The organism is Yonghaparkia sp. Soil809 (assembly GCF_001429705.1).
Classification (GTDB): Bacteria; Actinomycetota; Actinomycetes; order Actinomycetales; family Microbacteriaceae; genus Microcella.
In genome coordinates, this window is the sequence record NZ_LMSV01000001.1 from 1,441,159 (window position 1) to 1,458,525 (window position 17,367).

15 protein-coding genes, 1 pseudogene and 1 riboswitch are annotated in these 17,367 nt (G+C 70.8%); of the genes and pseudogenes, 5 read left to right on the plus strand and 11 right to left on the minus strand.

Features of this window, described 5'->3' with window-relative positions; all coding sequences use genetic code 11:
* Positions 1-121: pseudogene (locus tag ASG83_RS13190) on the plus strand (ABC transporter); the annotation flags it as partial.
* A gap of 83 nt (positions 122-204) precedes the next feature.
* Here the strand turns inward: ASG83_RS13190 and ASG83_RS07010 are convergent.
* The 6 genes from ASG83_RS07010 to ASG83_RS07035 form a co-directional block, all read right to left on the minus strand.
* Positions 205-2,247 (minus strand): family 14 glycosylhydrolase, encoded by a 2,043-nt coding sequence (locus ASG83_RS07010; RefSeq protein WP_055858575.1) that lies wholly within the window; start codon positions 2,245-2,247, stop codon positions 205-207.
* A 243-nt stretch (positions 2,248-2,490) separates the two neighbouring features.
* Positions 2,491-2,961: a 6,7-dimethyl-8-ribityllumazine synthase gene (ribH, locus tag ASG83_RS07015; protein WP_055858578.1), complete on the minus strand. Its 471-nt coding sequence runs from the start codon at positions 2,959-2,961 to the stop codon at positions 2,491-2,493.
* Positions 2,958-4,241, minus strand: coding sequence for a bifunctional 3,4-dihydroxy-2-butanone-4-phosphate synthase/GTP cyclohydrolase II (locus tag ASG83_RS07020; protein WP_055858581.1), 1,284 nt, complete (start codon positions 4,239-4,241; stop codon positions 2,958-2,960). Before ASG83_RS07020 ends, ribH begins: the two co-directional genes overlap by 4 nt.
* Positions 4,238-4,843: a riboflavin synthase gene (locus tag ASG83_RS07025; protein ID WP_055858583.1), complete on the minus strand. Its 606-nt coding sequence runs from the start codon at positions 4,841-4,843 to the stop codon at positions 4,238-4,240. Before ASG83_RS07025 ends, ASG83_RS07020 begins: the two co-directional genes overlap by 4 nt.
* Positions 4,844-4,852: 9 nt before the next feature.
* On the minus strand, positions 4,853-5,914 hold the full coding sequence (ribD, locus tag ASG83_RS07030; protein WP_055858586.1) for a bifunctional diaminohydroxyphosphoribosylaminopyrimidine deaminase/5-amino-6-(5-phosphoribosylamino)uracil reductase RibD: 1,062 nt from the start codon (positions 5,912-5,914) through the stop codon (positions 4,853-4,855).
* Positions 5,915-5,979: 65 nt separating this feature from the next.
* Positions 5,980-6,116: riboswitch (FMN riboswitch) on the minus strand.
* A gap of 36 nt (positions 6,117-6,152) precedes the next feature.
* Positions 6,153-7,211: a sugar-binding transcriptional regulator gene (locus ASG83_RS07035; protein WP_082514758.1), complete on the minus strand. Its 1,059-nt coding sequence runs from the start codon at positions 7,209-7,211 to the stop codon at positions 6,153-6,155.
* 115 nt (positions 7,212-7,326) lie between these two features.
* On the opposite strand from ASG83_RS07035, the gene ASG83_RS07040 reads away from it, so the two are divergent.
* The 4 genes from ASG83_RS07040 to ASG83_RS12800 all read left to right on the plus strand — a co-directional run bounded on the left by ASG83_RS07040 (position 7,327) and on the right by ASG83_RS12800 (position 12,835).
* Entirely contained in the window at positions 7,327-9,045 is a 1,719-nt protein-coding gene (locus ASG83_RS07040) for a glycerol-3-phosphate dehydrogenase/oxidase (RefSeq protein ID WP_055858588.1), read from the plus strand.
* A 169-nt stretch (positions 9,046-9,214) separates the two neighbouring features.
* Positions 9,215-9,970 (plus strand): MIP/aquaporin family protein, encoded by a 756-nt coding sequence (locus tag ASG83_RS07045; RefSeq protein ID WP_082514757.1) that lies wholly within the window; start codon positions 9,215-9,217, stop codon positions 9,968-9,970.
* Positions 9,971-10,037: 67 nt separating this feature from the next.
* Positions 10,038-11,552, plus strand: a complete 1,515-nt coding sequence (gene glpK / locus ASG83_RS07050; protein ID WP_055858590.1) for a glycerol kinase GlpK — start codon at positions 10,038-10,040, stop codon at positions 11,550-11,552.
* Between the two features lie 965 nt (positions 11,553-12,517).
* Complete coding sequence (locus tag ASG83_RS12800; RefSeq protein WP_162242479.1) at positions 12,518-12,835, plus strand: endonuclease domain-containing protein; 318 nt, start codon at positions 12,518-12,520, stop codon at positions 12,833-12,835.
* A gap of 117 nt (positions 12,836-12,952) precedes the next feature.
* Here the strand turns inward: ASG83_RS12800 and ASG83_RS07060 are convergent, their stop codons facing one another.
* Genes ASG83_RS07060 through ASG83_RS07080 form a run of 5 tightly spaced genes read right to left on the minus strand, consistent with a single transcriptional unit; the run spans position 12,953 to position 17,336 of the window.
* Positions 12,953-13,705, minus strand: a complete 753-nt coding sequence (locus ASG83_RS07060; RefSeq protein ID WP_055858593.1) for an HAD family hydrolase — start codon at positions 13,703-13,705, stop codon at positions 12,953-12,955.
* The gene (locus tag ASG83_RS07065) at positions 13,702-14,259 is read right to left on the minus strand and encodes a GNAT family N-acetyltransferase (protein ID WP_055896013.1); all 558 of its coding nucleotides are present in this window, start codon (positions 14,257-14,259) and stop codon (positions 13,702-13,704) included. Before ASG83_RS07065 ends, ASG83_RS07060 begins: the two co-directional genes overlap by 4 nt.
* 8 nt (positions 14,260-14,267) lie before the next feature.
* The gene (gene trpS, locus ASG83_RS07070) at positions 14,268-15,272 is read right to left on the minus strand and encodes a tryptophan--tRNA ligase (RefSeq protein WP_082514756.1); all 1,005 of its coding nucleotides are present in this window, start codon (positions 15,270-15,272) and stop codon (positions 14,268-14,270) included.
* A gap of 51 nt (positions 15,273-15,323) precedes the next feature.
* Positions 15,324-16,169: an exodeoxyribonuclease III gene (locus ASG83_RS07075; protein WP_055858598.1), complete on the minus strand. Its 846-nt coding sequence runs from the start codon at positions 16,167-16,169 to the stop codon at positions 15,324-15,326.
* Positions 16,170-16,178: 9 nt separating this feature from the next.
* Entirely contained in the window at positions 16,179-17,336 is a 1,158-nt protein-coding gene (locus ASG83_RS07080; RefSeq protein WP_055858601.1) for a YihY/virulence factor BrkB family protein, read from the minus strand.
* Positions 17,337-17,367 lie beyond the last annotated feature (31 nt).

Sequence of the window (17,367 nt, forward strand, 5' to 3'; positions counted from 1 at the left end):
CGGGCTCACGACCGGAGCCCTGAGCGGCATGATGCTCGTGCACGTCGGCTACTACCTCGTCATGATCGCGATCGGCATCGTCTTCACGACGAACCGCCTGCGCGCCCTGTTCCTGAAGTAGCGCCGCTCACGCGGCAGGCGACGGATGCGAACGGCGCCCGCCCCCCTCGCGGGGTGCGGGCGCCGTCCGTTTCGGTATTGCGACTACGGCCGCGCGGTGTACACCGTGCCGTTGCCCGGCAGCACGTAGATCGTGCCCGCCTGGCCCGTGTAGGCGCGGTCGGGGCTGTCCCAGTTGCCGTTGCTGTTGGTGAATGTGAAGCCGAACGAGCTCGGGGCGTTCGACAGCGTCACCTTCCACCAGTGGCGGCCGTTGACGAAGCCCTCGTACGCCATCGGGAAGGTGCCGCTGAGCCCGTTCCAGGTGTGGATCGAGTAGCTCGTCGCCGACTGCCACTCGGCGAAGTGCACCGTCACGCCCGACGTGGGCGGCGGCGGGGGCGGCGAGGTGCTCGGGGTCGCGGCGTACGCCTTCGTCTTCTCGTTGAAGGTGATCGTGTACGTCGTATTGGCGCTCACCGCGATGTCGCCGCCGCCCTGCACGGCGGTTCCGGTCAGGCCGGTGCCGCCGTAGTTCAGACTCCAGTCGCCCTTGACGTCGAACTTGAAGCGCTGGCCGGTGGCCGAGCCGAACGACACGTTGGAGGCCGTCCAGACGTCGCCCGATTTGGTCATCGGCGTCGACAGGCCCCAGCTGTTGTTCGTGCCGCGCACGTAGAGCGAGGTCCAGGCGCTGCCCGCGGGTCGGTACTTCTGGATGAACTGCGCGTAGCGCGTCTGCCCGGTGCCCGAGGCGACTTCGCCCACGCGCAGCACCGTCATGCCGAGGTACGGGAAGCTGTCGAACGCCTGGTTGACGTTGTCCCACCCGTTGTTCGACGTGATGCCGCCCGCGAGGGCGTTCTCTCCCTTGACCTTGACGCCCTGGCGGCCGGCCTCGGCGCCGATCCAGCCGACGAGGGTCTTCGCCTGCGAGTACTGCGGCGCGAAGTTCTCATCGTTGAATTCGAGGCACGTGAAGTGCAGGATCACGCCGCGGCCCGAGTCGGCGACGCGGTTGGCGAGCCCGACGATGTTCGCGTAGCCGCGACCGGTTCCCGCCGCGTTCATGTCGACGCTCGTCTGCACGAGTCCCGCCGCGACCTCCGCCGCACGCGGGGTCGGGCCCGTCATCGACCAGTGCACTCCGGGAATCTTGTAGCCGATCTCGGCGCCTGGGAAGGACGTGCCAAGGGCAGCGAGCACGGTATCGAGCATCCGCTCGCCATGGTCGACGAGGCTCTTGTTGTACCAGTCGACGAAGTCCTTGCCGTAGGTCGTGCTGCGGTAGTCGTCCGACGAGAAGAAGAAGCCCGCGTTGCTCGGCGGCTGGATCTGCGTCTGCGCCGTCAGGGTCGAGCCCCACGCGGCGTTGACGCCGGCGATCGTGCCGTACTTCGCGACCGCCCACTGCTGGAAGCTCTTCACCGCGAGCGGCGAGTAGGCCTGCAGGGCGCCGCGCGTCGGGTAGCCCGTGCCGGAGTCATGACTGTTGTACGAGGGGTAGCGGAGCTCGCCGGCCGGGCCGAGCGAGACGTTGATCTCCTGCATTCGGGTCGCGTAGTTGGTGCCGTACCGAGCCACGAACGACTGCGTGAACGCCTGGTACTCGTTCAGAACGGCGCTGTCGGCCCAGCCCTGCACCGTCTCGCTCGAGACGTTGCCCTGCTCGCTGCGGTGCTTGAGGCCGTTCGCGTCGAGCGTGACGCCGTTGACGACCGCACCGGTGTACTTGCCCCAGAGCCACGCAGGGAGCGGGATGTTGCAGGTGTCGCCCACGTTTCCGCCGCACTGGTGGAACGAGAGGATCGGCACGATGTCGAGCCCGCGGCTCGTGATGGTCGAGAAGACCTGGTCGTAGTAGCTCCAGTTGAACTGGTTGTCGCCAGCGGCCTCGACCTTGCCCCACCAGACGTCGACCGAGACGGCGTCGACGCCGTACGACTTGACGGTCGCGAGCTGACTGCTGAACTGGGTCCAGTCAGTGACCTCGAGCGGCGCCATGACGTTGGCGGTGAAGTCGGGATTGCCGGTGGCGGTCGCGGCGGTCGCGGTCGACACCGAGGTCGGCGCGACGAGCAGCGATGCGATGATCGCGAGCCCGAGGCCGATGGCCCCTGTCGCGGATCGTGCAGATCGAGTTCGCATTGATTCTCCATCCGCAAGGAGGGCGACATCGTCGTCGCGCTGGGCCCCTCGCAGGGGGAGTATCACCCGTTGACGGCGGTCATGCAAACGGTTCCAGAAGTTTCAGAATTCGACACGGTCGTTCCATGGCGATACCCGGTCGTTCCACCCCGAAGGGCCCCGTTCCCTGTGGAACGAGGCCCTTCGACAGGAGAAGAAAACGCTTCCAGAACCGACCCGTCTCCGGGCCGATTCCGGGCGAGATCAGCCGCGGATGATCCGCAGCGCCTGCGCCGTCGCGAGGGCGGCCTCGGCCGCCTCCGCGCCCTTGTCCTCCTTCGACCCGGGCAGGCCGGCGCGGTCGAGGCCCTGCTTCTCGTCGTCCAGCGTGAGCACGCCGAAGCCCACGGGCTTGCCCGTGTCGAGGGCGACCCGCGTCAGCCCGTCGGTCGCGGCCGCGGACACGTACTCGAAGTGAGGGGTGCCGCCGCGGATGATGACGCCGAGGGCGACAACGGCATCCGCCCCGCTTTCGAGAGCGGCCTTGCTCACCACCGGCAGCTCGAACGAACCGGGCGCGGCGTACTCGACGACCGTCGCGCCCGAGGCCTCGAGCACGCGCCGAGCGCCGGCGATAAGGCCTGCGCTGATCTCGGCGTGCCACTGGCCGGCGACGATCGCGACCGTCAGACCGGTTCCGTCGACGTCGAGCTGGGGGCTTCCGGCTCCGCTCATGCGGTGCGTCCTTCCATCTGCGCGTACACGGGTGCGCTCGTGATGCTATCGGGAAGGCGGTGGCCCATGCGGTCGCGCTTGGCGCTCAGGTAGCCCTGGTTGTCGTCGCCGACGCCCACCAGCAGCGGGACGAGCGAGCTGACCTCGATGCCGTACTGGGTCAGCTGGCGCTGCTTCTCCGGGTTGTTCGACAGCAGGCGGACGCGGCCGACGCCGAGGTCGCGCAGCATGTCGCTCGCCGCCTGGTAGTCGCGGCTGTCGGCGGGCAGGCCGAGCGCGAGGTTGGCGTCGAGGGTGTCGTAGCCGTCCTCCTGCAGGCGGTAGGCGCGCAGCTTGTTGATGAGGCCGATGCCGCGGCCCTCGTGGCCGCGCATGTAGAGCACGGCACCGCCCTGGCGCTGGATGACGTCGAGCGCGGCGTCGAGCTGCGGCCCGCACTCGCACTTGAGCGAGCCGAAGGCCTCCCCGGTCAGGCACTCGGAGTGGACGCGCACGATCATGTCGTCGTGGGGCATCCCGCTCACGATCGCGACGTGGTCGGCGCCGGTCTTGCGGTCGCGGTAGGCGCGCATCGAGAACGGGCCGTGCGTCGTCGGCACGGTCGTGGCGACCTCGAACGAGACGCTCGAGAGCTGCTCGGCGGGGGCACCGGGGGCGCCCGCGGCGAACTCCTCGCCCGAGTTCAGGTAGGCGATGAGGTCGACGATCGTGATCACGACGACGTCCTCCGCACGGCCGAACTCGATGAGCTCGGGCAGGCGCATCATCTCTCCGTCGTCGGCGACGACCTCGCCGATGACCGCGACGGGGCGCAGGCCCGCGAGGCGCATGAGCTCGACGGCCGCCTCGGTGTGGCCGGCGCGCTCGCGCACGCCGCCATCCACCGCGCGCAGCGGGAGGATGTGACCGGGCCGGATGAGGCTCGCGGGGGTCGACGCGGGGTCGGCGAGCACGCGCAGCGTGTGGGCGCGGTCGCGGGCGCTGATGCCCGTCGAGATGCGGTCAGCGGAGTCGACGCTCACGGTGTAGGCCGTGCGGCGAGGGTCCTCGCTGTCGGCCACCATGAGCGGCAGCTCGAGCGCGTCGGCGAGCTCGTTCGTCATCGGGGCGCACAGGTAGCCGCTCGAGTTCTTGACGGTCCACGCGACCCACTCCTGCGTCGCGAGCTCGGCGGACAGGATGATGTCGCCCTCGTTCTCGCGGCTCTCGTCGTCAGCGACGAGGATGGGCCGGCCCTGCCGCAGCGCGGCGAGCGCCTGGGGGATGGTTCCGATGCTCATGCGGGGATCCTTCCGTCGAGGCGCGCCAGTCGCGCCACGTGTCGAGCGAGGATGTCGGTCTCGATGTTGACGAGGTCGCCGCCGACGCGGCGCCCCAGGGTCGTGCGCTCGAGGGTCTCGGGGATGAGCGAGACCTCGAACCAGTCGTCGCCCGAGGCGCTGACCGTGAGCGAGATGCCGTCGACGGCGATCGAGCCCTTGTCGACGACGAGCGGGGCGTGCTCCGGTGCGAGGGAGAAGCGCAGCACGCGCCAGGTTCCCTCGTCGCGCACGTCGATCACCTCCGCGGTGCCGTCGATGTGCCCCTGCACGATGTGCCCGCCGAGGCGGTCGCCGACGGCGGCGGCGCGCTCGAGGTTGACGGTGCGGCCCGCGGCCCACTGGGCGGGGTTCGACATGAGCAGCGTCTGCCCCATGACGTCGGCGGTGAACCAGTCGGGGCCCTGCTCGACGACGGTGAGGCACACGCCGCTGACGCTGATCGAGTCGCCGTGCTTCGCGTCGCTCACGGCGAGCGGACCGCGCACGGTGACGCGGCCGGCGTCGCCGTCCGTCTGCCAGTCGACGATCTCGCCGAGCTCTTCGATGATTCCGGTGAACATTGCGGGGTCCTAGCTGTGCGGGGCGGTGGGGGCGGAGTCGCGGGGGAGGGGGCGGCACGTGACGAGCAGGTCGTCCCCGAGGGTCTCGATCGAGCGGATGCTCAGCCGATGGGCCTCCGCCATCGTGCTGACCCCCAGGTCGTCGAGGGCCGTGCGCGGACCGCCGAGCAGCATCGGCGCGAGGTAGACCAGCACCTCGTCGGCGAGCCCGGCGCGCAGGAACGCGCTCGCGAGGGTCGGGCCCCCCTCGACGTAGAGGCGGCGGATGCCGCGGCTCAGCAGATCGGGGAGCGCTGCGGCGAGATCGCGGTGGCCCACCTCGATGAGGCCGGCCGGGTGATCGCGGAGGGCGGCATCCGCGGGAACGGGCGTTGCGCCGAAGACGACGGGGATCGGCTGGTGCGCGAGCAGTTCGCCGCCGTCGCCGCGCGCCGTGAGGCTCGGGTCGTCGGCGAGGACGGTGCCGGTGCCGACGGCGATCGCGTCGTGGCGGGCGCGCTGCTCGTGAACGCGCTGACGGGCGGCGGCGCCGGTGATCCACTGGCTCGTGCCGTCGGCGGCGGCGGCGCGCCCGTCGAGCGTCGACGCCCACTTGACGGTGACGAAGGGGCGCCCGAGGCGCGCGCTCGCGAGCCAGGGGCGCAGGAGCTCCTCCGCCTCGTCGGCGAGAGGGCCGCGCTCGGTGACGATGCCCGCGGCCCGCAGACGCTCGGCCCCACCGCTCGCGAGCTCGCTCGGGTCGGCGAGGGCGTAGATCACGCGTGCGACGCCGGCATCGATGAGCGCGAGGGCGCAGGGGCCGGTGCGGCCGGTGTGGTTGCAGGGCTCGAGGGTCACCACGGCGGTGAGGCCGCGCGCGTCGGCGACCTTCGAGAGGGCGTCGACCTCCGCGTGCGCGGTTCCGGCGCCGCGGTGCCAGCCCTCGGCGACGATAGCGCCGGAGGCGTCGAGCAGCACGCAGCCGACCTGGGGGTTGTCGCCGACGGCCGGGCCCCGCTCGGCGAGAGCGAGCGCGCGGCGCATCGCAGCCTCGACGCGCGTGGCGTCGATCGGTGCGGCGATGGCGGTCATCCCGTGAGGGCCCTTCGGTGAGTCGGGGCGCAGTCCGGGGTCGCGGGCGCACGGCAAGGCCGTGCACCGCACTTCTCCCATCCGGACTCTCACCGTCGGTGCTGGAGTTCCACCAGCTCAACCGGTGCCGAGCCCGAGAGCTCGACCACGGGTCGCGGACTATGACCGCCGGCTCGGACTTTCACCGACCCCGAAGTGCGTTTCGTGTTCGAGTGTATTGAACGCAGGCGGCCCTGGGTTATTCCCGAACGGCTCCTGGGAACTGATCGGCGTCATCCGACGTCATGTCGACGACCGTGACGGCGCCCGTCGTCGTCGGCACCGAGCCCGCCGCGGAGTCGATGAGCGCGCGGGCTCCGGCCTCGTCGATGATCAGGTCGGTGATGAGGTTCGCCGCGAGGGCCCCGGAGAGCCCGGGCAGCTTCGAGACGCCCGACACGACGCACACCCGTCGGGGGATGCGCCGGAGGACATCGAAGTCCGGTCCGGTCGCGCGCGCGTTGAGCTCGATCCCGTCGGTGGAGCCGTCGGCGCGGAAGAACACCGTCGCGACATCGCCGACGACGCCCTGATCGCTCAGCGTCTGGTAGTCCTCCGGGTCGAGGTACCCGCCGATGTAGACGTGGCTCGGGATGTCCGCGAACGGTGACCCGACGCCGAACAGCGCGATGTCGAGGTGCGTCTGCATGTCGAGCACGCGACGCATGCTGCGCTCCTTCCACAGATGCTCGCGGGTCGCCGAGGAGTCGAAGAAGGCCGGGACGGGGAACTGCTGGAGGCGCGCGGTGTACGACTCGGCGAATCGCCGGAGGATCTCGCTCGCGTAGTCGATGCCGGTCGTGTGGGTGTTCCCTGCCCCGTTGAGCTGAACGATGTCGGAATTGTGGGTCTCCTTCGGCACGAGGTGCCGACTGATCGCGCTCATCGTCGAGCCCCAGGCGACGCCCATCGACATGTTGGAGTCGAAGTACGAGTTGAGAATTCGTGCAGCGCCGCGCGCCACGCGGTCCTGCCGATCGACGTCCGACGACCCGCTCGGGACGGGGATCACGTGCGCCGAGACGCCGAAACGGCGCGCGATGTCCTGCTCCCAGCGGGTGGAGAGCTCGAACGGCGAGCGGATCCGGATATCCACGAGTCCGGTCTCCTTCGCGTAGGAGATCAGGCGGGAGACCGAGGATCTCGAGGTCTTCAGCTCGCGGGCGATGGCCTCCATCGTGAGGTCCTGCATGTAGTACAGATGGGCGGCCCGCAGGGCGTCCCGCATCCGTCCGGAGGGCTGCGCGGTCGTCGCCATCGGATCCTCCGCGTCTCTGCACGTTTGTGCAATCAAGTTGGTCGATCGTTCGCGACCGTCACAGGATTATTCCACCGCCGACCCGCCGTCGGCTGGATCGAGGAAGAGTCCACCGATGCCGACACAGAAGCCGTCCCCCGCACGCGCGACCGTGAGCGCGCTCACCGAGCGCCCCTCCGCCGACGTCGTCGTCATCGGCGCCGGCATCAACGGGATCGCGACGTTCCGCGATCTCGCGCTCAACGGCGTCGACGTCGTCCTCGTCGAGCGCGACGATTACGTCGCGGGCGCCTCCGCCGCCAGCTCGCACATGGTGCACGGCGGGATCCGCTACCTCGAGAACGGCGAGTTCCGCCTCGTGCAGGAGTCGGTGCACGAGCGCAACGCGCTCCTGCGCCTCGCGCCGCACTACGTGCGTCCGCTGCGCACCACCATCCCGATCTTCTCGACCTTCTCGAGCCTGCTCTCCGCCCCGCTGAAGTTCATCGGCATCAAGGGCGGTGCGAAGAAGGAGCGCGGCGCGCTCATCATCAAGGTCGGCCTCACCATCTACGACACGTTCTCGCGCGACGGCGGTCGTGTCCCCCGCCACCAGTTCCGCGGCTCCGCCGCCTCGCGCCGCGAGCTGCCCAAGCTCCGCGACGACGTGAAGTGGACGGCCACGTACTACGACGCCTCGATGCACGATCCGGAGCGACTCGCCCTCGACGTCCTCAACGACGGACTCGCCGCCGGTGCGCACGCTCGGGCCGCCAACTACGTCGAAGCCATCGGGATGAGCGAGAGCGGCGCCGTGCGCATGCGCGATGTCGTCAGCGGCGAGGAGTTCGAGATCGCCGCGAAGCTCGTCGTCAACGCCTCGGGCCCGTGGACGGACCTCACCAACGACGCGCTCGGCCAGCCCTCCCAGTTCATGGGCGGCACGAAGGGCTCGCACATCGTCCTCGATCACCCGGAGCTGCTCGAGGCCTGCAACGGGCGCGAGATCTTCTTCGAGTTCACCGACGGCCGCATCGTGCTCATCTACCCGCTCAAGGGCCGCGTGCTCGTCGGGACGACCGACCTCGCCCACGACATCTCTCAGCCCATCCGCTGCACCGACGAGGAGGTCGACTACTTCTTCGACCTCGTCAAGCACGTCTTCCCGACGATCGAGGTCAACCGCTCGCAGATCGTGTTCCGCTTCTCGGGAGTCCGCCCGCTGCCGCGCCAGGACGCCGATTCCACCGGTCAGATCTCGCGCGACTACCGCATCGAGCACGGCGAGCGGGGCGGCGTGCCCGTCCTGAGCCTCGTGGGAGGCAAGTGGACCACCTTCCGCGCCCTCGGCGAGAACCTCGCCGATGAGGTCATGAAGAAGCTCCGCCGCTCGCGGAGCGTGAGCACCGACGGGCGCCTCATCGGCGGCGCCGTCGGCTACCCGACCACCGACGCCGAGCGGGCCGCCTGGCTCCAGAAGCACGGCGCCGTCATCGGTCGCGACCGCGCAGCGATCCTTCTGGACCGGTACGGCACGAGCGCCGAGTCGCTCATCGCCCGGATCGCTGACGGGGAGGACTCCGCCCTCGACTCCGCGCCCGCCTACTCGCGCCTGGAGGTGCAGCACCTCGTCGAGACGGAGCAGGTCGTCCGGCTCGTCGACGTCGTCCTCCGCCGCACCTCGATGGCGTTCACCGGCGCCGTCACCTCTGCCGTGCTCGACGAGCTCGCCGAGATCGTCGGGGACGTGCTCGGGTGGGACGCGACGCAGCGCCGCGCCGAGCGTGCGGCGGCGGCCGAGTACCTGGCCGATCACCACGGTGTGGAAGTCGATCATCCGCAGGAGGCTCGGTAGAGCATCCTGACCCCATAGGAATCACCCCCGGGACTGCGCATCCCCTCTCAGCCCCCGCCCCGAGCGTCACTGCCCGGAGCGGAACCGCCCGATGGTCCCGACCGTCGAGCACCCTCCCCGACCGGAACCGAGGTCGGGGAGACAACCCTGAACAGAGGAACAAGTCAACGTGGACAATCTCGCAGTGGTCTTCCTTTCGGAAGTCGTCGGCACCGCCATGCTGCTCCTGCTCGGAGCCGGCGTCGTCGCCAACGCCGTGCTCATCAAGAACAAGGGCTTCGGCGGCGGCTTCCTGATGATCAACTTCGGCTGGGGCCTCGCGGTCTTCGCCGGTGTGACCGTCTCCTACGCCTCCGGCGCTCACCTGAACCCCGCCGTCACCCTCGGACTGGTCACCAACGGCGCGACCGAGTTCGGCCAGGGGGTTCCCGTCAACCTCGTCTCGATCCTCGTCTACATGGGCGGACAGCTGATCGGCGCGTTCATCGGCGCGACGCTCGCCTTCCTCGCCTACAAGAAGCACTTCGATGAGGAGCCCGACGCCGGCACCAAGCTCGCGGTGTTCTCCACCGGCCCCGCCATCCGCAGCTATGGCTGGAACCTCGTGACCGAGATCGTCGGCACCTTCGTGCTGGTCTTCGTCGTCATCGGCTTCGGCCGCGCCGAACCGGGCGCCGGTCTCGCCGCCCTCGGAGCCCTGCCGGTCGCGCTGCTCGTCGTCGGAATCGGCGCCTCGCTCGGTGGCCCCACGGGCTACGCCATCAACCCCGCCCGCGACCTCGGTCCGCGCCTCGCGCACGCCGTGCTGCCCATCAAGGGCAAGGGATCGAGCGACTGGTCGTACGCGTGGGTGCCGGTCGTCGGCCCGCTCATCGGCGGCGCGCTCGCCGGTTTCGCGGCCATCCCGTTCCTGCCCGTCCTCTAGGTCGACGCGGCACCCCTCATGAACCCCGGCTCACGCCGGACCCGATAACGAAGGAGTTATACCTCTCATGGCCAACTACGTACTCGCGATCGACCAGGGCACGACCAGCACCCGCGCGATCATCTTCGACCAGAAGGGCTCGATCGTCTCGACCGGTCAGCTCGAGCACGAGCAGATCTTCCCCAAGGCCGGCTGGGTCGAGCACGACCCGATGGAGATCTGGGGCAACACGCGCGAGGTCATCGGCGCCGCGCTGTCGAAGGCGAACCTGACGCGTCACGACATCGCCGCCGTCGGCATCACCAACCAGCGCGAGACCGCGGTCGTGTGGGACCGCACGACCGGCAAGCCCGTCTACAACGCCATCGTCTGGCAGGACACCCGCACGCAGCCCATCGTCGACCGCCTCGCGGCCGACGGCGGCGTCGAGCGGTTCAAGCAGAAGGTCGGCCTTCCGCTCGCGACCTACTTCTCCGGCACGAAGATCGTGTGGATCCTGGAGAACGTCGACGGCGCCCGCGAGGCCGCCGACCGAGGCGACCTGATGTTCGGCACGACGGACACGTGGGTGCTCTGGAACCTCACCGGCGGCACCGACGGCGGCGTGCACGCGACCGACGTCACGAACGCCTCGCGCACGATGTTCATGGACCTCGAGACCCTCCAGTGGGACCACTCGATCCTCGAGGCGTTCAACGTCCCGGCGTCGATGCTCCCCGAGATCCGCTCCTCCTCCGAGGTGTACGGCACCGTGCACAGCAGCTCGCTGCTGCGCGAGGTCCCCGTGGCGGGCATCCTGGGCGACCAGCAGGCCGCCACGTTCGGTCAGGCGGCGTTCGACGCCGGCGAGTCGAAGAACACCTACGGCACGGGCAACTTCCTCATCTTCAACACCGGTGAGGAGATCGTCCACTCGAAGAACGGCCTGCTGACGACGCTCGGCTACAAGCTCGGCGACGCCAAGCCGCACTACGCGCTCGAGGGCGCGATCGCGGTCACGGGCTCGCTCGTGCAGTGGGTGCGCGACAACCTCGGCCTCATCAAGGACGCCCCCGAGATCGAGACGCTCGCCAAGACGGTCGACGACAACGGCGGCGCCTACTTCGTGCCGGCGTTCTCGGGCCTCTTCGCCCCGTACTGGCGGTCGGATGCCCGCGGTGCGCTCGTGGGACTCACCCGCTACGTCAACAAGGGCCACATCGCCCGCGCCGTGCTCGAGGCGACCGCCTTCCAGACCCGCGAGGTGCTGGATGCGGTCAACGCCGACTCGGGCGTCGACCTGACCGAGCTCAAGGTCGACGGCGGCATGATCGCGAACAACACGCTCATGCAGTTCCAGGCCGACATCCTCGGCGTGCCGGTCGTCCGTCCGGTCGTCGCGGAGACGACCGCGCTCGGCGCCGCCTACGCCGCGGGCCTCGCGGTCGGCGTGTGGGGCTCGCTCGACGAGCTGCGCGCCAACTGGCAGGAGGACTCGCGCTGGACGCCCAACATGGACGACTCCGAGCGCGAGCGCCAGATGCGCAACTGGAAGAAGGCCGTCACGAAGACGTTCGACTGGGTCGACGACGACGTGAACTAGCAGTCCGTCCCGCGCGAGCGGGTCGGGTGTGCGGCTCTCCGGAGCCGCCGCGGCCGTGGTAGGGCCGCACGAGGGGCGGGGCGCGCGCAGGCGCCCCGCCCCTTCCGCGTGCGTGGGGCCTCGGCCGGCGTTCGCCGCACGCGGGAGCGGCCTGCACCGCTCGCCCGCCGCTGCCGGCCAGGTGCGTCCTTCGCGCGGTCGTGGCCGTGTCCGTGGCCGCGTGGGTGCCCGTGTGCGTGTGCGTTCTCCGGAGATTCGGGCCGGGGCGCCGCCGTGCTCCTGTGCCCAGCACGCGCATCGACGGTTCTCCGGAGTCGTGACACAGACTCCTCCACCATCGCGCAGGTGCCGGGGTCTCCACCGATCCCGTCGGCTTCGCGACGACCTGGCGGTCGGCCCGCGACAGTGCTCAGATGGTTGCCCTGGACCCACGTCGTCCCTACTCGAGGCAGGAGCTCCTGGATCGCGTGAGTCGTCAGGCCCTGGGGCGGGCGCTCGCCGACGGCACTGTCCTTCGGGCCCGCCGCGGCGTCTACGTGAGCAGGTGGATGCCCGCGCCAGCCCGGCAGGCGGCGGTGGTGGGCGGTCGGCTCACCTGCGTTTCCGCGCTGGCGCTGCTCGGGTGCTTCGAGCAGCCAGGCGCGGGTCTCCATGTGCAGGTCGCCCCCGATGCGACGCGCCTTCGTCGACCCGCCGGGTCGGGGAGAGATCCGATCGACCTCGTTCTTCACTGGGTCCCGCTGGATGCTCCACCCTCGGTGGCTGTCGCCTCGCCATCGGACGCCATCCGCCAGCTTCTCCGATGCCTCTCGCGGCCACGGGCGATCGCTGTCCTCGACAGCGCCCTCCACCGACGGGTGGTGACGCATGCGGAGGTCGACGACCTTGTCCGGCATGCCCCGCACCGACTCTGCGTTGAGCTCGTCCATCTCGACGGCAGAAGCGAGTCAGGGATCGAGTCCCTCGTGCGCGTCGCACTTCGGGATGTCGGCCTGGCGGTGGACGTGCAGGTCGTCATCCCGGGGGTGGGCCGAGTCGACCTTCTCGTGGAGGGTCGCGTCGTGGTCGAGGTCGACGGCCGACGCTGGCACGAGGGCGAGCAGGAACGCGACTACTGGCGCGACCTCCAGCTGGCGCGTCACGGGTACATCGTCGTGCGCGTCGACTACGCGCACGTCGTGTCGCGGATCGACACCGTGGTGGAGGCGGTGCTCCGCGCCACGAGTCGTGCGGCGCCCGCCGGCGTGCACGTTCTCCGGAGAAGTGCCGCCGCTCAGCAGTGACCGGTACCGGTGGTCATGCGCGCCGCGCGGTCTCCGGAGTCGGTGCACGGCGAGCCTCGACCACACGGGCGCCGGGGCTTGCATCCGCCAGCGACGTCGTGCGGACGTCAGCGGGCCTCAGATCGCGGCGAGGGCGGAGGGCAGGTCGAGCAGCGACGTGAGGCGCACGACCCCGGGCGGCACGATTCCCGCCTCCACGGGGACTCCGAGCGTCTCGAGCGGCCGCTCGAGCCAGAGGCCGAGCATCCCGGCCGCATCCGCCCCCGTCGCGTCGGTGCGCAGCCGGTCACCGACGTACGCGCACGACGCCACCGGCACGCCGAACGCCGAGGCGGCGAGCTCGAAGATCGCCGCCGCAGGCTTCGCGACGCCGACCTCGCCCGACGCGATGACGTGCTCCATGCGGTCGGCGAGCCCGATCGCCTCGAGCTTCTCGGTCTGGAAGGCGAGGTCGCCGTTGGTGATCACCCCGAGGCGGATGCCCCGCACGGCCTCCTCGAGCGCGCCGAGCGCGGGCAGCACGTCGTCGAAGAGGCTCCACGACGCGCGGTAGCCGACCATGTACCGGTCGAACCACGCGAGCGCCTCGTCGGGCGTCGGCACGATGCCGAACGGCGCGAGGAATGCGCGCGCCCGCTCGCGCCGCTGCTCGATGAAGTCGATCTCGCCGGTCAGCCAGCGGCCGTAGTGGTGCTCCTCGAGGTCGCGCCAGCGCCGCAGCTCGGCGGCGTCGTCGGCGGCCGCGACCGCGCCGCCGGTCTCCGCTCGCGCTCGCGCGAGCCCGATCGCGACGGCGCGCGAGTGCGCCATGAGGCAGTCGTCGAGATCGAAGAGCATGACGCGGATGCTCGACCGGGGCTCGCTCGTCACGCGAGCACCGGCCAGCGCTCGAGAGCCTCCACCGTGCCGAGGTCCTCGCGGCGCAGCTCGGCGTGCCAGCCCGGCGGGTGCGCACCGTCGCGGTCGACGACGTCGCACGGCCCGGAGCCCGCCCACCGGAACCCGGCCGCCCGCGCGGCGTGCGCTGAGCCGAGGTTGCCCTCGACGCACTCCCAGCGCAGCGCGTCGACGTCGTGCTCGGGCCCGAGCACCCACTCCACGAGGGCGCGCAGCGCCTCGGCCAGGTACCCCTGCCCGCGATGCTCGGCGCCCATCCAGTAGCCGACGTGGCCGCGCCGCCGCTGCCACGAGACGACGCCCATGAGCTCGCTGCCGCCGGCCGGGCGCAGCGCGAGGATCGCCTCCGTGCCGTCGCGCCAGCCGGCGGGCACGAACTCCTCGACGAACGAGCGCGCGTCCTGGGTCGTGTAGGGCACGGGCACGGTCGTCCAGCGCTGCAGCTCGGCGTCCTGGCAGTGCGCGTAGACGGCGGGGGCGTCGGCGGCCACCGGCGTCGACAGCACGAGCCGCGGCGTCCGCAGCACGACGGGCCTCATGCGCGCGGCAGGAACCCGACGGCGTCGTACACGCGGGCGAGCGTCGCGTCCGCGATGGCGGATGCCCGGTCCGCGTTGATCGCGAGCAGCCGGTCGAGCTCGGCCGGGTCGTCGAGCAGCTCGAGCGTGCGCTCGCGGATCGGCCGCAGCTCCTCCACGACGGCCTCGGCGACGGCGCCCTTGAGCGCCCCGTACTGCAGCCCGTCGAACTCCGCCTCGACCTCGGCGACCGAGCGCCGCGTCACGATCGCGAGGATCGACAGGAGGTTCGAGACGCCGGGCTTCTCGGCCGGGTCGTACCGCACGACGCCCTCGGAGTCGGTGACGGCCGACTTGATCTTCTTCGTCAGCGCCTTGTCGTCGTCGAGCATCCACAGGATGCCCGCGGGGCTCTCGCCCGACTTCGACATCTTCGCCCCCGGGTTCTGCAGGTCGTAGATCTTCGCGGTCTCCTTGAGGATCCGCACCTCGGGCACGACGAGCGTGTCGCCGAAGCGCGAGTTGAACCGCGTCGCGAGGTCGCGCGTGAGCTCGATGTGCTGGCGCTGATCCTCGCCGACCGGCACGACGACGGCGTCGTAGAGCAGGATGTCGGCCGCCTGCAGGATCGGGTACGTGAACAGCCCGACCGAGGCCACATCGAGGCCGCCGCGCGCCGACTTGTCCTTGAACTGCGTCATGCGCGACGCCTCGCCGAACCCGGTGATCGTGTTGAGCACCCAGGCGAGCTGCGCGTGCGCGGGCACGTGCGACTGCACGAAGAGGGTCGAGTGCTCGGGGTCGATGCCCGCGGCGATGTACTGGGCCGCGGTGCGCCGGGTGCGCTCGCGCAGCTCTGCCGGGTCCTGCGGCACGGTGATGGCGTGCAGGTCGACGACGCAGAACACGGCGTCGTGGGTCGCCTGCATCTCGCGCCACTGCAGCAGGGCTCCGGCGTAGTTGCCGAGGTGCAGGCTCGCGGCCGAGGGCTGCATGCCCGAGAACAGGCGGGGTGCGGTCATGAGGCGGTCCTTCTCGGAGATCGAAGCGGCGGATGCTGGGCGCGAGTCGGGCTACAGCGCGTAGTCGACGACCACGGGCGCGTGGTCGCTCCATCGCGTGTCCCACGACGGCGCCCGGTCGATCGCGTAGCCGGTGACGGCGGCTGCGAGCGCGGGGGTGGCGACGTGGTAGTCGATGCGCCAGCCGGTGTCGGTGTCGAACGCCTTCCCGCGCTGCGACCACCAGGTGTAGGGGCCGTCGACCTCGCCGGCCTGCGCGCGCCCGACGTCGACCCAGCCGAGGCCGGGGCCCGTCGTGCCGTCGACGCACTCGACGCTCTCACCGACGGGGCCGAGGAAGCGGTCGAAGTAGGCGCGCTCGCGCGGCAGGAAGCCCGCGCTCTTGCGGTTCCCGCGCCAGTTCCTGATGTCGAGCTCGCGGTGGCCGACGTTGAGGTCGCCGACGACGAGGGCGTGCTCGCTGTGCGCGGCGAGCTGGGGCAGGCGCTCCTCCATCGCGTCGAGGAAGCGGTACTTCTCGACCTGCTTGGGGGTGTCGACCTCGCCGGAGTGCACGTAGCAGCTCACGACCGTGATGGGCACGTCGCCGACGTGCAGGTCGGCCTCCAGCCAGCGGCCGGCCGAGTCGAAGTCCTCGTCGCCGAGCTCGACCCGGTGCGCGTGGATGGGCCACCGCGTCGCGATCGCGACCCCCGCGCGGCCCTTCGCTGTGGCGGCGTCGTGCAGGACCGTCCAGCCCTCGCCGAGCAGCCCCGTGACGTCCTCGGTGGATGCTCGTACCTCCTGCAGCGCGAGGATGTCGACGTCGCGCTGCGCGAGCCACTCGCCCATGCCCTTCCGGTACGCGGCACGGACGCCGTTGACGTTGACGGAGGCGATGCGGACCGGGTTCGGCATGCCTCCATCCTAGGTTCGGCCACGGACGCTCGAACGCCCGCGCTCGGCGCCGGCCGCGCGCACGGCGGCGTTCTGGCTCGCGCGCTCCGCGCGCGCCCGCGCACGACGCAGGCGCCGTCGCGCCCAGAACCCGGCCGGCTCATCGGCCCCGTCGTCGTGCTCGGCGACGAGGGCTCGCGCGGCCTGGAGCCGCCGCGCGGCGACCGACTCGTCGAGCACGAGTCCGGCATCCCGCACCGTCACCGCGACCCACGCGGCCGAGACCAGGATCACCTGGCAGACCAGGTTGAAGAAGATCAGGAGGCCGATGATGACGGCGAACGAGGCGAGCAGCGGGTTGGAGGTCGCGCCGCCGAGCAGGGCCGACCCGAGGATCTTGAGCGCGCCGAGCAGAGCGGCCCCGATGAGCACGCCCGATCGCAGTCGCCGGAGGGGGATCGGCAGCCCTGCGAGCACGCGGAACAGCGCCGCGAGCACGACCGCGTCGAGCGCGAACATGACGACGAGCGACACGGCTCGCGAGAGCGCGGTCGCGACGACGGTCTCGCCGAGCCCGAACGACCCGAGGACCAGATCGGTCGCCTGCGTGCCGATCACCGTGAGCGCCGCCGAGAGGATCAGCACGGCTCCGAAGCCGATCGCGATCACGAGATCCTTCAGTCGCTGGACGATCACGTTGCCCTCGGCGGGCGGCAGGTCGAACAGCACGCGCACCGCGTCTCGGGCCGACGCGAGCCAGCCGAGCGCCGTGACGAGCAGGCCGATGAGCGCGAGCGCGCCGGTCCACGTGAATGCGGCCGTGTCGAGCAGGTCGTTCGGGTCGATCGCGCCGTCGCCCATCCCGGTGTCGATGAGGCCCGGCACCGCATCGGCGAGCACGCGGATGACCGTGGTGCGCAGTCCGAGATCCTCCGAGACGATGGCGCCCGCGATCGAGAACCCCACCCACAGCGCGGCGAAGACGGAGAAGATCGCCGAGTACGCCAGGCCCGAGGCGAGGATCGGCCCGCGCTCGCGCCCGTAGTGCTGGAACACCCGCACCGGCTTGGAGCGCATCACGCGAGCGACGAGGGCCTTGGCGCGATCGACGGCGCTCGGCGCGTCGGCGGCGGGGGAGATAGCGGGGGAGTCGACCTCGGGTCGTTCGTGGGGCTTCCGTCCGGGCATCCCGACACCCTAACGAGCCCGTCCGGAAGGC